The sequence below is a fragment of the Shewanella atlantica genome, assembly GCF_003966265.1.
Taxonomy (GTDB): Bacteria; Pseudomonadota; Gammaproteobacteria; order Enterobacterales; family Shewanellaceae; genus Shewanella; species Shewanella atlantica.
The window spans coordinates 202,730-216,199 of record NZ_RXNV01000006.1 but is presented as its reverse complement, the minus strand read 5'-3'; the positions used below and the strand labels follow the sequence as shown (position 1 = coordinate 216,199).

Genomic DNA, 13,470 nt, shown 5'->3' with positions numbered 1-13,470 from the left:
GAGATGATATGCAGTGGAGCGTTCTGACATTTAATGTGCTTTCGGTAGATGAGCTGTACGAGTTACTAAAGCTTAGGGTCGATATTTTTGTGGTTGAGCAAAACTGTCCCTATCCTGAATTAGATGAAAAAGACCGCCATAGTGAAACCCGTCATCTGCTGGGGCGAAATGATGCGGGGGAGATCGTGGCTTATGCTCGATTACTCGCACCCGGAGTCAGCTATGCCGATGCCAGCATCGGGCGAGTGGTTGTAGCCGAGCAAGCCAGAGGAGCCGGGGTCGCACACTCATTGATGAGTGAGGCGATCAGAGTGACACAAGAACTGTGGCCCGAGAAAAACATTCAGTTAGGCGGACAGGAATACCTCAAGGCATTCTATCAAAAGCTAGGTTTTGAACCAGTCTCTGAAGTTTATCTGGAAGATGGGATCCCGCATCTGGATATGCTATACCAATCTGGTGAAGCTGATATTTAATATCTGTTTTCGGGAGACCATAATAAATAAAAGGAGCACTTTTCAGCGCTCCTTTTTGAGAAATCACCCAACGAATTCGTTGAGATTAGTCCCTTAGTTGGATATCTGTTCTGTAATCAACTTCACCATGGGAACTTATCGTCGCCAGATGGTTTTGTTGAGAGATCACAGCCAAAGGTCCAGAATGCATATGGCGAACAAACAACAGCCGATAACCAAATCGGTGCAGGTTATAGAGAGCAATTTTCTGCTCTGCGGTCATAGAGTCCCAATGAACGTCATGATGCAGATCAGTCCCTCTTCTGTCTTTCAGTTGTTGTGCTATTTGCATAATTATTATTCTTTACGTATGTAGGCCGATGCGCCTGTTTTCTTCACTTCCCAGATGGGAAGCGTGAGTTTGCCAAAGTGTTACAAACTCTGAATGGGTGCACTTTAGCAAAAAAAATTGAATAAAAATTGCACTAGATCAAAACCTATCTATTTATGAGTAGTTGATTTTAAAACATGAGACTTGGTTCACAATTCATCGTTTTTTTCTTTATTAGTGAGTGTTAACCTTTGAGCCAATTTGAAACCACTATGTTTACGGCTGTGAATGTATGGTGCAGATTATAGCTTGCCCTTTATTAGGGATATTAAGGAGTGTCAGCCTTTGAATTATATTGAGCCTTTGTTTCGTCCCCCATCGGAATGGAAGTCACTTATCCTGCAGGTTACTAACGGTTGCAGTTGGAATCGTTGTGCCTTTTGCGACATGTATACCGCGCCGCAGAAACGCTTCAGGGCGCAGAAGCTGGATAAGATTGCTGCGGATATTATTGCAGTTGCAGAAACTGGTGGCGCGGTTCATCGGGTGTTTCTCGCCGATGGGGATGCGATGAGCCTGCCCTTTGACAGACTGGAAGCCATCTGTTTGTTGATCCGTGAGCACCTGCCCGGCGTCACCCGGATCAGTAGCTACTGTCTGCCAAGAAACCTTAAGAATAAGACGGTTGAGGAGTTGACCAGACTGAAGGAGCTTGGTTTATCACTGCTGTATATTGGTTGCGAGAGTGGTGATGATGAAGTGCTGCGCCGTATCGAAAAAGGCGAAAGTTTTGACTCGTCACTGGTCGCACTGAAAAAGATAAAAGCGGCAGGCATCAAATCTTCGGTGATGATTTTAAATGGACTCGGCGGCACTGGCTTATCGCAGCAACACGCCATCAACTCGGCTAAATTAATGAACGCCGCTCAGCCGGAGTATCTCTCTACATTGGTGGTCACGCTGCCTATGGGGACGGAACGCATGGATAAAAGCTTCGACGGGAATTTTCAGCTGCCGGACCAACATGGTTTATTCGTCGAGATGCACACCCTGTTGAAGCACCTCGAACTGGATAAAACGATTTTTCGCTCGGACCACGCTTCAAATTACCTCGTGTTGAAAGGGACTTTAGGTAAAGACAAGGACAAGTTAATAGCTCAAGTAGAACAGGCCATGACTAAGCCACTGTCGAGCGGTTTAAGGCAGGAGTGGCAGCGGGGGCTCTAGTCCTTGTTGTTAAATCTTGCTCTGACCTCTTTAGAGCAAGATTTAGGTCACATTGACAGAACTAAGTAAGTTATCTCTCTATATGAACTTCTCTGACCGGGCATGGGATCTCGATTCCTGCCGTATGTAACGCCTTATATATCGCTAAGTTAGTTTGGTATTTATTTTGGTAATAGCTTTGGGTGGGTACCCAATATCGAATACCTATCTCGATGCCGACAGTGTTAAAACCATTTATACCGATATGAGGTGGCTTGTCCTGATTGACCTGCTGGCTCTCGGCCAGTACTTGAGTGGCCAGGGCTACCACCTCCTCAGGATCCGACTGATAGTTAATGTTGAATTTTGTTTCTACGAGTTTGTTCGCAAAGGAGTTGTGTAGTATCTCTCCGACAATGTGCTTGTTAGGGATGCTGATCTGCTCCCCCTCCTCGTTAGTCAGTACCGTTAAACCCAGATGGATATCCTGCACTACACCGGTGACCTCTTTAACTGTGATGGTATTACCTATTATAAAAGGGCGAGTAACTATGATGGTGATACCGGCGGCATAGTTAGAGAGCATCCCCTGAATCGCGAGCCCTGCACCCAAGGACGCCGCACCAATGGCTGCAATCATAGGTGTGACGCTTATCCCCAGTTTTCCCAGTGCTATGATGGCGACCATGGCAACAATAATAATTCGTACTAAGTTACTGACAAAGTTGCTTAGTGTTATGTCGATATTGTGTTTTTCGAACTGTCTCGTGACCAGTTTCGCGACCTTGGAGGCGAGCCAAAGGCCGATAAGGAAAATAAGTAGTGCGCCCACAAGGCGAAAACTGTATTGAACCAGAAACTCAGTGATCAGTGTATAGACATTTTGCAGTTGCTCAAGCTCTTGTGCGAGTTGATCTTCCTTCATGGTATCGGCCTTTAAATAACATCATTTTTATAGTGAATAGCTTACTGAATTTTAGCTACTTTGGTAGCAAAACTGTTGCATTTTTAGGGCAGATTTTTAAGTTTATTTCTCGAGGTCGATTCTGCGTGAAGAGGATCATGAATTGTCCATAATTTTAATGTGGTTTTAAGCGGACTAAGTTAATGTTTAATGAACTCAAGACCTAGCTAGGAATTAAAGCATGCGAACTCTGTTATTCGTTATCTGTACTCTGTTAACCAGCTTTGCTCAGGCATCATCTTATGTTGAAGGTGATCTGGTTTCTCAGATAGAGCTTCTGGATCAGTTTGAAAATAAAATAGCTGTTTCTGAAGAAACCCGGACCTTACTTTTTAGTCGTAATATGAAAGGCGGAGATATTATCAAAGAGGCACTGGAAGTGCTGACAGCAGAGCAAAAACAAACATCGGATAAGTTAGTTTATGTCGCGGACATCAGTGGTATGCCCTCCTTGATTGCTAAGTTTGTCGCTATTCCTCAAATGAAAGATCTGCCGTTTTCCATGGCATTGGACAGAGAGGGGGAAACGACACGTTTGTTGCCTTCTGAAAAAGATCAGGCAACCTTGATCAAGTTAGACGGTTTAAAAGTGATGAGTGTGAGTACCTTCGACTCCAGTGCTGAACTCATTAAGGCGTTGAGGTAGATAGATACTTTATCTCGTTAAACAGATAAAAAAATGGGCTTAATTGCCCATTTTTATATCTAGTATTATTCCTGCACGCTAAATAAGTTGTGGTGATTTCTTTAAAATCGTGTGTAACTCCTCCTTAAGATGTAGCTTTTTTATCTTGAGCTCATGAACCTCATTGGTAAAGCCACTGGAACTATGTTGCTCTAACTCCTTAATTTCATCATCCAACGCATTATGCTTATTAAACTTCTTCAGGAAGTGTGCGTCTTCGCTTTTTAGTTTGGTGATGAGCTCTCTGTATTCCGGAAACATAGTTGTGATCTCCTCCGTTTTATTTTGTTTATCTCTAAATTAGCGCGATTTTTACCGACCAAATGTGATAGAGGTCAACAATTGAACACTCATAATAAATATCTGCTTTGTCTGGCGTAACGCACTAAATGAAAGTGCCTGAGAACTATGGAAGTGCCTGAGAACTGAGGATGTAAAAGTTATTAGGTCAGGTATAACTCCTTATTTTTCAAAGCCGCCTATACTGGTACTGAATCAAGATGTGTCTCGATCTAAATCTGTGAGTGATTAAGGACTTCTTAAGCGATGCAGTTTGTTAATGCAGATGAATCGTTTTAGTAACTGCATTACAGCAAAACATTTACCTGTCGCCCAACAAAGTGTGATCTTGCTAACCTTTTTGGCTTCGATACTAGGTTAAAGTCGCAAACAGAAGAATTTTTTTATCAAAATTGAAAGGGGTTTTCATAATGTCAGATGTATTTCATTTGGGATTGACCAAAAAAATGTTGGATGGGGCGAACTTGGCGATTGTGCCTGGTGATCCTGAGCGTGTTAAGCGTATTGCTGAGTTGATGGAAGGCGCTACGTTCCTGGCCAGCCATCGTGAATATACAAGTTACCTTGCCTATATCGACGGCAAAGCTGTTGTTATATGTTCTACCGGTATTGGCGGACCATCGACCTCTATCGCAGTTGAAGAGTTAGCTCAGCTAGGTGTGACAACCTTCCTGCGTGTCGGTACCACCGGCGCTATCCAGCCTCAAGTGAATGTTGGTGATGTTATCGTAACTCAAGCTTCGGTTCGTCTCGATGGCGCAAGTCTGCACTTTGCTCCTATGGAGTACCCAGCCGTTGCTAACTTCGAATGTACTACAGCTATGGTTGAAGCAACCCGTGATGCAGGCCTGGAGCCACACATCGGTATTACAGCTTCTTCAGATACTTTCTATCCTGGTCAAGATCGTTACGATACCGTTTCTGGTCGTGTAACGCGTCAGTACAGAGGGATGATGCAAGAGTGGCAGGACCTTGGGGTTCTTAACTACGAGATGGAATCTTCGACGCTATTTACCATGTGTGCTTCGCAAGGTTGGCGTGCGGCATGTGTTGCCGGTGTGATTGTAAACCGTACACAGCAAGAGATCCCTGATGAAGCTACGATGAAGAAAACTGAAGTGAGTGCAGTTTCTATCGTCGTTGCAGCAGCGAAGAAACTTCTGGCTTAAATCGGCAGGTTTAATATCGATCGATATAAGTTAATAAAAAGGCGCCTGGGGCGCCTTTTTTGATCTGACATCTCAATCAGGACTGATGGATAAAGCTAATTATCCAAAAATGCCGATTAGAAGTGATACTTAGCTATAACCGAGTAGGTGTTTTGATCGACTCCTTTTACACCGTACTTGTTCTTCCAGTAATCGTACTCGACACCGACAAGAAATTTGTTTTTCTTGTGGCTACCGAAGATGACAGCACCCAGATCATATTTCAGCTGAGGGTTGAAGTGAAAGTTCTCTTCATAGCCTTGGTTATCGGCGGAGAATACCCAGTCAAAGAAGCCATCGAATACTATGTTCGAATTGCCAACAGGAAAGTCCATTCTAAAGGCGGGAGTTAACTGCCAACCATCACTGATGTTGCCACTGCTGATGGCATCACGTCGATAGGTGTTGAGCTGAAAGTAGCTAAAGTAAGGGATAGAAATATCCATGCCCAGACCGTACAGGAAGCTCTTAACCGGCCCTTCACCCTCTTCGAAGGTCATAGCCAGAGACAGGTCGGTGACAGGGCCAAAACCGATCTCTTTGCCTAAAATTTTACCGGCACTGAGTCGAGTCGAGATCTCGCCGTAGGTTGTGCTGTCACTGCTGACGTTCGAACCGTTAAAATAGATCAGATCCTGAAACGCAAACCAATCACCATATTGCCATGCGCCGGCAGTTTCGAAGGTGAAAGTGGTTTGTTTATCAGAAGGCGCCAGATCGTAATTATCACCGTATAACGCGGTCACGCTGGCATCCCACCAGTGAATCATATCATCGGCCATCGCCTGTGGTGCGGCGAGAAGTGCGAGTAAAAGCCATTTTTTGTTCATCTCGTTACCTTTTTATTAATGCAGCCATCGGGCCGCTATCTGTGACAATCTTTGCACTCTGAGTTGCTTTATTGATTGTTGAAAATATCGATCGCCAAGGGTACGGCGAAGCTAAATTGAGATGACCGCTGAGCACCCATCTCATAGGGCGGAGAATATATTCATAAAGGCACTATTGTTCAAAGGGTTTGTTGCTGTTTTGAGATAAATTGGCATAAATGTGTGTTAAATCAGCTTTCTCGTTATGGAGCGGGAGATAAGCTTAATGAGCTGGGTATTCATTTGGTGATAGGATACTGAAAATTTTGGTTTGCTATAAATGTAATAACTATCTGCTTCAAATAGGTTTTATAATGTTATTGAAACGATTTTTGACATATTATGTCGCGAGGGGCAGAAACAACTGATATAGTGTTTTGACGGATACTCACATTTCAGGGGGAAATATGGAGTTATCAAATCCCATCATTATCTGGGGCTGCATTGGACTGGCATTGATGCTGGCGGAGATCATTATTCCCGGGGGAATAGTCATCTTGCTCGGTGGTGCCTGTCTGGTTGTCGCATCTGCACTGGCTATCGGATTAGTCGAAGGAATAGTGCAAAGCCTCACACTCTGGTTTATCGTTTCTATTGTCTTGTTGTTAAGTTTCAGGCAGCTGACACAAAAACTGGTCGGTGGAGATTCTCACGTTGGTAATACCGATGAAGAACTGGATATCTATAATCAGACGGCCATCGTGAAAGAGACTATCGGTCCGGCGCAACATCAGGGGCGCATCGAATTTCAGGGGACCGAATGGTCTGCACTGGGTGATGGTAGCGAAATTGCAGCAGGTACCCGCGTAAGGATCATCTGCCGGGATAATATTGCTCTGGTTGTCGAACCCTGTCCTGAGTAATTAGGCATGAGTCATTCTGCCTGATTGAAATAGATCAAAACCCTCAGGCTTAATTCGTTTGGGGTGATTAGTTTAGTTTGATTCATTTAGTTTGAGTCGTCTGAATCAATGAGCTTGATGAGCCCTGTTTTTTTGCTCAGAGTTTAGTGCACTGTTAGCTATAAGTGCAGTTAGCTATAAGTGCAGTTAGTTTAAGTTAAGGAAGGAATCTATGTTTGTATTTACAATCTTTGTCCTGTTTGTCTTTTTTATTCTCTATAAGCTGTTGTTAATCGTGCCTATGCGTGAGGTCAATGTGATCGAACGTTTAGGTAAGTTTCGGACTGTGCTTAAGCCCGGTTTTCATTTTCTTATTCCCTTCTTCGATCGCGTGGCCTATAAGCATGAGATCCGTGAGCAGGTATTAGACGTACCGCCACAGAGTTGTATCTCGAAAGATAACACTCAGCTCGAGGTCGATGGTTTAGTCTATCTCAAGGTGATGGACGGCAAATTGGCGAGCTATGGTATCGAAAATTACCGTCTCGCGGCGGTGAATCTGGCGCAAACGACTATGCGCTCCGAGATCGGTAAATTGTCCCTGAGTCAGACCTTCTCAGAGCGGGAGTCACTCAATGAATCAATAGTAAGAGAGATCGATAAGGCCTCAGATCCATGGGGAATTAAGGTACTGCGTTATGAGATAAAAAACATCACACCATCTCGTAAGGTGATACACACACTCGAGAAGCAGATGGAAGCCGAGCGGAGTAAGCGTGCGGAGATCACCTTAGCGAATGCAGAGAAAGCCGCGATGATTAACCTTTCCGAGGGGGAACGCCAAGAGGCGATCAATATCTCCGAGGGCCAGAAGCAAAAACGCATCAACGAGGCTAAAGGTACCGCGCAAGAGATCAGCATCATTGCCAAGGCGAAAGCCGAGGGGATGGAACTTGTTTCTACCGCACTGGCACTTGATGGTGGCAATGAAGCGATGAATATGCAGCTAAAGGAGCAGTTTATCGGTCAGGTAGGCAAAATACTCAATGAAGCTGAAATTTCCGTTGTTCCTGCTGAGATGGCAAAGCTTGAAGGTTTCTTCGAAGGTATGGAGCAGGTGACTCATGCTGTGAGTAGCGGCTCAGCAAGTTCAAATCATGTGAAAGGAGGTCGCTCATGATCGCAGGAATTAATACAGATCTAATCGTGTTGGGAATTTGGGCGCTTATCTTTGCGATCTTTATTATTAAGCTGTTTCAATCGATTCGTTTAGTACCGACTAAATCGGCTTATATCGTAGAGCGTCTTGGTAAATATCATTCGACATTAGATGCAGGTTTTCATGCCTTAGTGCCCTTTGTTGATAAGGTATCTTACATTCACGATCTTAAAGAGGAGACTATCGATGTTCCTCCACAGGAGTGTTTCTCCAGCGATGAAGTGAATGTCGAAGTCGATGGTGTTATCTATATCTCTGTCGTGGATCCGGTGAAAGCCAGCTATGGCGTGACTGACTACCGCTACGCCGCGATACAGCTGGCTCAGACTACGACCCGCTCTGTTATCGGAACTCTGGATCTCGACCGTACCTTCGAAGAGCGTGACGTGATCAGTGCCAAGGTGGTCGAAGTTCTCGATCAGGCTGGCGCCATGTGGGGCATTCGCGTGCATCGTTATGAGATAAAAAATATCACTCCGCCGGAAACGGTGAAAAATGCCATGGAGATGCAGGTGAACGCCGAACGTGAGCGCCGTGCACTGCTGGCCAAGAGTGAAGGTGATAAGCAGAGTAAGATCAATCGCTCAGAAGGTATTAAAGCCGAGATGATAAACCTCTCGGAAGGTGAGATGCAAAAGCTTATCAATGAAGCCGAAGGTAAAGGTGAAGAGATCTTAACTATTGCCAAGGCCACCGCCGAGTCTATCGAACTCATGGCTACCGTTATCGCCGCCCCCGGTGGGAAGAATGTGGTTCGTATGCAACTGGGTGCTCAATATCTTAAGCAACTCGATGGTTTGAGCTGTGGTGCCAGCAGAGTGGTACTGCCTGGGAACATGATGGATTTCGATCACTGGATGGACAGCATAGGTCTTGAAGAGAATAAGTCCTGAGCAGGAGTGTAGGTTAGAGCAGGCCAATCTTTTAAGGGTCGTATTTAAAGATCGTATTTAAGGATTGTATTTAAGGATTGTATTTAAGGAAAGCTAGCCTGCTCTCGAGATGGAGTTCTTTGATGAAAATAAGCCAAACACCTTTTCAGTATGGGTGGTACTCGATAAGCCAGAATCTTTATCTTGCATTGAGTGCAGCATTAGGAGCCAGGCTTGCCAGCGGTGAGGCAGCAAATATTCCGGTTATGAAAGTGGCCGTTTGGAGCTTTATTGGGGTTTTGTGCTCAGAACTCATCTCTTTGGTGTATCTGAATTTGCGTCATCGCCCCTGGCGACAAGAACTTGAGGTGAACCATCTTGGGGTAAAGTACCAATCCAGGGGTAAACAGCGGGAGTTGAGCTGGCAGCAGATCACCAAAGTTAAAATGCCCGGTTCTATTCGTTTCCCATTGAGGGATATGTGCTTCATAAGCGGTGAAAACAAAAAAATATCATGTGATTTGAGGTGTTTTTCACTGGAAGATAGAGACAGGATTATTGATAGGATTAAGCTCTATCAACCCCATTGAATATAGCTGACAGCGCATAGCATGCAGAGCAACGTCTTTATTCAAAGGCGTTTCTTCACTGGCCTGATTCAAACTGCTTCGACTATGAGTCGAAGTCACTCGCTTAAAACTCTTTCGGACGTTACTATTCCTCCCATTGAACTTCCCTCAAAAAATGAATTGGGACAAGCATGACTATAGAACGTATTGAAACCGGCGCACGTATGAGCCGTATCGTTAAACATAACGGCACCATCTACTTATGTGGTCAGGTTTGTAAGGATGCCGAGCAAGGTATTACAGAGCAGACTCAAACTATGCTCGACAAAGTTGATGTCTTACTGGAACAAGCCGGCAGCGACAGAGAGCACATCTTATCGGCGACTATCTATGTCAAAGATATGTCTTACTTTGCCGAGATGAACGCGGTGTGGGATGCCTGGGTACCAGAAGGTCATGCTCCAGCGCGTGCCTGCGTTGCGGCTAAGATGGCAAGAGAAGCCTTGCTGGTTGAGATCTCTGTGGTGGCGGCAGAGAAGGTTTAATAGGAGAAGCTCGGGTAAAGCTAAGATGACGGCCTTAGGCCTATCGCTACGCGGACGGCGATGCCTGTTCGACGGGCTTAGCCCTGAATTGAAACATCAGTGACCCGCTTCTGCTTTCAAATAGCACGTGTCGTCTTAGCTTTTACAGAGCTGCGTCGATTAGCCAGCCCGTTGGCGTCTGCTTAGCGGCAGGGCCGCGTCCTTCTCTAGGTATCTAGGATCTCATCCCCCGCACCTGCTATACTGCCTCCTCGATTTTTTGGAGGCAAGAATGGACGTATCTTCTTTACTAGACGGCCTGAATGACAAGCAGCGTGAAGCTGTAGGGGCACCACAATCCAGCATGTTGGTATTGGCGGGCGCCGGCAGTGGCAAGACTCGGGTGCTAACCCACAGAATTGCCTGGCTTATGCAGGTTGAACAGCAGAGTCCATATTCTATTTTAGCGGTGACTTTTACCAATAAAGCGGCCGCCGAAATGCGTGAACGTGTGGAAAAAGTCAGCGGCAGTAACATGGGGCGCATGTGGATCGGTACCTTCCACGGCTTGGCTCATCGCCTGCTTCGTACCCACTATCAAGATGCCAACTTGCCTCAAACCTTTCAGATCATCGACTCAGACGATCAACTAAGGCTAATCAAACGCATTCTTAAAAGCCTTCATCTTGATGAGAAGCAGTATCCGCCTCGTCAGGCTCAGGGCTATATCAATGGTAAGAAAGATCAGGGATTACGTCCTAAGCATATCGATGCGGGTGGTTTTCCTATCGAGCAAAACTTGCTGCAGATCTATCAGGTCTATCAGGAGTCTTGCGATCGAGCCGGATTAGTCGATTTCGCCGAGATCTTACTGCGCGCCCATGAGCTGTGGCTCAATAAGCCCCATGTGTTACAGCACTATCAGGACAGATTTAAGAACATTCTCGTCGACGAGTTTCAGGACACCAACGCCATCCAGTATGCCTGGATCCGCGTGCTTGCGGGTGATGGCGCCAACGTGATGATAGTCGGTGATGACGATCAGTCTATCTATGGCTGGCGTGGGGCCCAGGTAGAGAACTTACATAAGTTCCTCGAAGATTTCCCTAAGGCTGAAACCATACGTCTGGAGCAAAACTATCGTTCGACGGGTCATATCCTGAAAGCGTCCAACGAACTCATTGCCAACAATCCTGAGCGATTGGGTAAGAAGCTCTGGACCGAAGATAAAGATGGTGAGCAGATCTCTCTGTATTGTGCATTCAATGAGATGGATGAGGCGCGCTTTATTGTCGGCAGAATTAACGATTGGCATGATATGGGAGGCGATCTCAGTAGTTGCGCCATCCTCTATCGCTCCAACGCTCAGTCTCGTGTACTCGAAGAGGCCCTGCTTCATAAAGGCTTAGCCTATCGGATCTATGGTGGTCTGCGCTTTTTCGAGCGTCAGGAGATTAAAGATGCGATGAGCTACCTGAGGCTTATCAATAACAAAGACGATGATGCTGCCTTCGAGCGTGTGGTTAACACACCGACACGTGGCATAGGTGGCAGGACGCTGGATATCCTGCGTTCAACCGCCCGTCAGCAGGAGTTAACCCTGTGGCAGACCTGTTTGCGCGCTCTCGAAGAGAAGCTATTGAGCGGCCGTGCTGCCAATGCGGTACGTGGCTTTATGGATCTCATCGTTGAGATGCAGCAAGACACAGATGAGATGACATTGCATCGCACCACAGATCATGTGATCAGAGAGTCTGGCCTAAAGGCGATGTACGAAGCGGAGAAGGGTGAGAAGGCGCGATCGCGTGTCGAAAACCTGGACGAACTCGTGACTGCCGCCCGTACCTTTATCATGCCCGAAGACAGTGAAGATATGGGCGAGCTCAATGCCTTCCTGTCCCATGCCGCGCTAGAGGCGGGCGAAGGGCAGGCCGATGCCTTTACCGATGCGGTTCAGCTGATGACACTGCATTCGGCCAAAGGGCTGGAGTTCCCTGTGGTATTTATGTCCGGAGTCGAGGAGGGAATATTCCCGAGCCAGATGGCCATGGATGAAGGCGACAGACTCGATGAAGAGCGACGCCTTTGCTATGTGGGCATGACTCGTGCGATGGAGAAGCTCTATATCACCTACGCCGAAACCCGCCGCATTTACGGTCGTGAAAACTTTGCCAGACCATCACGTTTTATCAAGGAGATCCCAACTGAGCATGTTGAGGAGATCCGCCTTAAGACCCAAGTGACCGCACCACAAAGGGCTACCACCTCGTTCTCTAGAAGTACGGTTGTTAATGATACCGGCTTTAAGATTGGCCAAGGTGTGATGCACCCTAAGTTTGGTGAGGGCAAGGTTACCAGTACCGAAGGTAGTGGTCCTCAAGCCCGGGTCCAAGTTAACTTTCTCGATGTTGGCAGTAAATGGTTGGTTGTCGCCTATGCGCGGCTCGAGACTTGTTAGAAACCATTTGAATGCTGGCGCGCGTCAGTCATAATGGCGTGATAATTGATTAAAGGCCAAAGTGGTATTAGGAGAGCCTCGAAATGAGTTTAAGGGATAAATTAGACGTTTATTTGCGTTTAGCCCGTATGGATCGCCCCATTGGCACCTTATTATTGCTATGGCCGTGTCTGATGGCCTTGTTGTTAGCTGCTGGTGGTATGCCGGATCTGAAGGTGCTGGCGATCTTTATTTTCGGTGTCGTAGTGATGAGAGCATGTGGCTGTATTATCAATGATTATGCCGATCGTGATCTCGACGCTCATGTCGATCGCACTAAGTCGAGGCCGCTTGCCAGTGGCGAAGTGACGGGAAGAGAGGCACTGATTCTGTTTGCCGTCCTGGGACTTTTCGCCTTTGGATTGGTCTTGATGCTCAACCCGCTGGTGGTCAAGCTCTCTGTCGTTGGCATCATCTTGACCATTATCTATCCCTTCACTAAGCGCTTTACCAATATGCCGCAGATGTTTCTCGGTGTGGTATGGAGCTGGTCTATTCCTATGGCCTATGCGGCGCAAACCGGTGAGGTTCCAGCCGAAGCCTGGTGGCTGTTTGCCGCGAATTGGTGCTGGACGGTGGCCTATGACACCATGTACGCCATGGTCGATAGAGAGGATGACCTTAAGGTAGGGATTAAGTCGACGGCTATCTTGTTTGGCAAGTATGACCGGCAGATCATCGGCTTATTTCAACTTGCGGCGTTGGCTTGTTTTGTCACGGCTGGCTGGGCGGCGGATCGTGGTTTAGTCTATGGACTCGGTATCATCACCTTCGTAGGATTTAGCATGTACCAACAAAAGCTTATCCATGAACGTGAACGCGCCCCCTGTTTTAAAGCTTTTCTCAACAACAACTGGGCTGGCTTTTCGCTATTTATCGCCCTCGGTGTCGACTACCTGATTTGATTCGTGGTTTATCTAAATTAAGAG

The 13,470-nt window shown here is 46.4% G+C and carries 15 protein-coding genes; 11 read left to right on the top strand and 4 right to left on the bottom strand.

The window, feature by feature from the left end:
- The first annotated feature begins 8 nt into the window (after nt 1–8).
- Nucleotides 9–476, top strand: a complete 468-nt coding sequence (locus tag EKG39_RS14820; protein ID WP_126506526.1) for a GNAT family N-acetyltransferase — start codon at nt 9–11, stop codon at nt 474–476.
- Nucleotides 477–561: 85 nt separating this feature from the next.
- On the opposite strand, the gene EKG39_RS14815 is transcribed toward EKG39_RS14820, so the two are convergent.
- On the bottom strand, nt 562–807 hold the full coding sequence (locus EKG39_RS14815; RefSeq protein ID WP_126506525.1) for a hypothetical protein: 246 nt from the start codon (nt 805–807) through the stop codon (nt 562–564).
- 267 nt (nt 808–1,074) lie between these two features.
- Between EKG39_RS14815 and EKG39_RS14810 the strand changes: the two genes are divergently transcribed.
- Nucleotides 1,075–2,013, top strand: a complete 939-nt coding sequence (locus tag EKG39_RS14810; RefSeq protein ID WP_126506524.1) for a radical SAM protein — start codon at nt 1,075–1,077, stop codon at nt 2,011–2,013.
- 70 nt (nt 2,014–2,083) lie between these two features.
- Here the strand turns inward: EKG39_RS14810 and EKG39_RS14805 are convergent, their stop codons facing one another.
- Entirely contained in the window at nt 2,084–2,917 is an 834-nt protein-coding gene (locus tag EKG39_RS14805) for a mechanosensitive ion channel family protein (protein WP_126506523.1), read from the bottom strand.
- Between the two features lie 220 nt (nt 2,918–3,137).
- Here EKG39_RS14805 and EKG39_RS14800 point away from each other — a divergent pair, with 220 nt between their 5' ends.
- Nucleotides 3,138–3,602, top strand: a complete 465-nt coding sequence (locus EKG39_RS14800) for a hypothetical protein (protein WP_126506522.1) — start codon at nt 3,138–3,140, stop codon at nt 3,600–3,602.
- Between the two features lie 78 nt (nt 3,603–3,680).
- Here EKG39_RS14800 and EKG39_RS14795 read toward each other — a convergent pair whose 3' ends face one another.
- Nucleotides 3,681–3,902 carry an HP1242/YdcH family protein gene (locus tag EKG39_RS14795; RefSeq protein ID WP_126506521.1) on the bottom strand — a complete coding sequence of 74 codons (222 nt, stop codon included), beginning with the start codon at nt 3,900–3,902 and terminating at the stop codon, nt 3,681–3,683.
- A gap of 449 nt (nt 3,903–4,351) precedes the next feature.
- Between EKG39_RS14795 and udp the strand changes: the two genes are divergently transcribed.
- Nucleotides 4,352–5,110: a uridine phosphorylase gene (udp, locus tag EKG39_RS14790; RefSeq protein WP_126506520.1), complete on the top strand. Its 759-nt coding sequence runs from the start codon at nt 4,352–4,354 to the stop codon at nt 5,108–5,110.
- 116 nt (nt 5,111–5,226) lie between these two features.
- On the opposite strand, the gene EKG39_RS14785 is transcribed toward udp, so the two are convergent.
- Nucleotides 5,227–5,979: an outer membrane protein OmpK gene (locus EKG39_RS14785; protein ID WP_126506519.1), complete on the bottom strand. Its 753-nt coding sequence runs from the start codon at nt 5,977–5,979 to the stop codon at nt 5,227–5,229.
- A gap of 446 nt (nt 5,980–6,425) precedes the next feature.
- Between EKG39_RS14785 and EKG39_RS14780 the strand changes: the two genes are divergently transcribed.
- From EKG39_RS14780 to ubiA, 7 genes are all read left to right on the top strand, one after another.
- The gene (locus EKG39_RS14780) at nt 6,426–6,881 is read left to right on the top strand and encodes an NfeD family protein (RefSeq protein WP_126506518.1); all 456 of its coding nucleotides are present in this window, start codon (nt 6,426–6,428) and stop codon (nt 6,879–6,881) included.
- A gap of 211 nt (nt 6,882–7,092) precedes the next feature.
- Nucleotides 7,093–8,040, top strand: coding sequence for an SPFH domain-containing protein (locus EKG39_RS14775; RefSeq protein ID WP_126506517.1), 948 nt, complete (start codon nt 7,093–7,095; stop codon nt 8,038–8,040).
- Complete coding sequence (locus EKG39_RS14770; RefSeq protein ID WP_126506516.1) at nt 8,037–8,972, top strand: SPFH domain-containing protein; 936 nt, start codon at nt 8,037–8,039, stop codon at nt 8,970–8,972. Before EKG39_RS14775 ends, EKG39_RS14770 begins: the two co-directional genes overlap by 4 nt.
- Nucleotides 8,973–9,094: 122 nt before the next feature.
- Nucleotides 9,095–9,541, top strand: a complete 447-nt coding sequence (locus EKG39_RS14765; protein ID WP_126506515.1) for a hypothetical protein — start codon at nt 9,095–9,097, stop codon at nt 9,539–9,541.
- 170 nt (nt 9,542–9,711) lie between these two features.
- Complete coding sequence (locus EKG39_RS14760) at nt 9,712–10,065, top strand: RidA family protein (RefSeq protein ID WP_126506514.1); 354 nt, start codon at nt 9,712–9,714, stop codon at nt 10,063–10,065.
- Between the two features lie 271 nt (nt 10,066–10,336).
- Nucleotides 10,337–12,502, top strand: a complete 2,166-nt coding sequence (gene uvrD / locus EKG39_RS14755) for a DNA helicase II (RefSeq protein ID WP_126506513.1) — start codon at nt 10,337–10,339, stop codon at nt 12,500–12,502.
- Nucleotides 12,503–12,585: 83 nt separating this feature from the next.
- On the top strand, nt 12,586–13,446 hold the full coding sequence (gene ubiA, locus EKG39_RS14750; protein ID WP_126506512.1) for a 4-hydroxybenzoate octaprenyltransferase: 861 nt from the start codon (nt 12,586–12,588) through the stop codon (nt 13,444–13,446).
- Nucleotides 13,447–13,470: the final 24 nt, after the last annotated feature.

Excerpts from the sequence above, each read along its gene's own strand:
- EKG39_RS14820 (WP_126506526.1), top strand. The coding sequence starts at position 9 with ATGCAGTGGAGCGTTCTGACATTTAATGTGCTTTCGGTAGATGAGCTG.
- EKG39_RS14815 (WP_126506525.1), bottom strand. The coding sequence starts at position 807 with ATGCAAATAGCACAACAACTGAAAGACAGAAGAGGGACTGATCTGCAT.
- EKG39_RS14810 (WP_126506524.1), top strand. The coding sequence starts at position 1,075 with ATGTATGGTGCAGATTATAGCTTGCCCTTTATTAGGGATATTAAGGAG.
- EKG39_RS14805 (WP_126506523.1), bottom strand. The coding sequence starts at position 2,917 with ATGAAGGAAGATCAACTCGCACAAGAGCTTGAGCAACTGCAAAATGTC.
- EKG39_RS14800 (WP_126506522.1), top strand. The coding sequence starts at position 3,138 with ATGCGAACTCTGTTATTCGTTATCTGTACTCTGTTAACCAGCTTTGCT.
- EKG39_RS14795 (WP_126506521.1), bottom strand. The coding sequence starts at position 3,902 with ATGTTTCCGGAATACAGAGAGCTCATCACCAAACTAAAAAGCGAAGAC.
- udp (WP_126506520.1), top strand. The coding sequence starts at position 4,352 with ATGTCAGATGTATTTCATTTGGGATTGACCAAAAAAATGTTGGATGGG.
- EKG39_RS14785 (WP_126506519.1), bottom strand. The coding sequence starts at position 5,979 with ATGAACAAAAAATGGCTTTTACTCGCACTTCTCGCCGCACCACAGGCG.
- EKG39_RS14780 (WP_126506518.1), top strand. The coding sequence starts at position 6,426 with ATGGAGTTATCAAATCCCATCATTATCTGGGGCTGCATTGGACTGGCA.
- EKG39_RS14775 (WP_126506517.1), top strand. The coding sequence starts at position 7,093 with ATGTTTGTATTTACAATCTTTGTCCTGTTTGTCTTTTTTATTCTCTAT.
- EKG39_RS14770 (WP_126506516.1), top strand. The coding sequence starts at position 8,037 with ATGATCGCAGGAATTAATACAGATCTAATCGTGTTGGGAATTTGGGCG.
- EKG39_RS14765 (WP_126506515.1), top strand. The coding sequence starts at position 9,095 with ATGAAAATAAGCCAAACACCTTTTCAGTATGGGTGGTACTCGATAAGC.
- EKG39_RS14760 (WP_126506514.1), top strand. The coding sequence starts at position 9,712 with ATGACTATAGAACGTATTGAAACCGGCGCACGTATGAGCCGTATCGTT.
- uvrD (WP_126506513.1), top strand. The coding sequence starts at position 10,337 with ATGGACGTATCTTCTTTACTAGACGGCCTGAATGACAAGCAGCGTGAA.
- ubiA (WP_126506512.1), top strand. The coding sequence starts at position 12,586 with ATGAGTTTAAGGGATAAATTAGACGTTTATTTGCGTTTAGCCCGTATG.